This window comes from Pseudomonas sp. HMSC063H08 (genome assembly GCF_001813645.1).
Taxonomy (GTDB): Bacteria; Pseudomonadota; Gammaproteobacteria; order Pseudomonadales; family Pseudomonadaceae; genus Pseudomonas; species Pseudomonas aeruginosa.
In genome coordinates this window covers 1-272 of record NZ_KV813447.1, presented here as the reverse complement: position 1 = coordinate 272, position 272 = coordinate 1, and the positions used below count along the sequence as shown (strand labels likewise).

General features: G+C 57.4%; 1 protein-coding gene. It reads left to right on the top strand.

Features of this window, described 5'->3' with window-relative positions; genetic code table 11:
* Positions 1-272, top strand: a 272-nt coding sequence (locus tag HMPREF2924_RS34385; protein ID WP_168172959.1) for a ParB family protein, incomplete at both ends; no start/stop codon positions are given.

The window sequence follows — 272 nt, the reverse complement described above, 5'->3', positions numbered from 1 at the left end:
CAGTTGTCGGACCCGATCAGCGACACGCCCATGGTGCTGACACTCGACCAGGTCCTCCCCTGGCACGATAACCCCCGGACCACTCGAAACCCGAAATACGATGAGTTGAAAGAATCGATCCGGCATCGAGGCCTCGATACACCGCCACCAGTGACTCGACGCCCTGGGGAAGACAAATACCGCATTCGCAACGGTGGAAACACTCGCCTGGAAATTCTCAACGAGCTCTACAAAGAGACCGGCGACGAGCGTTACTTCCGCTTCAACTGCCT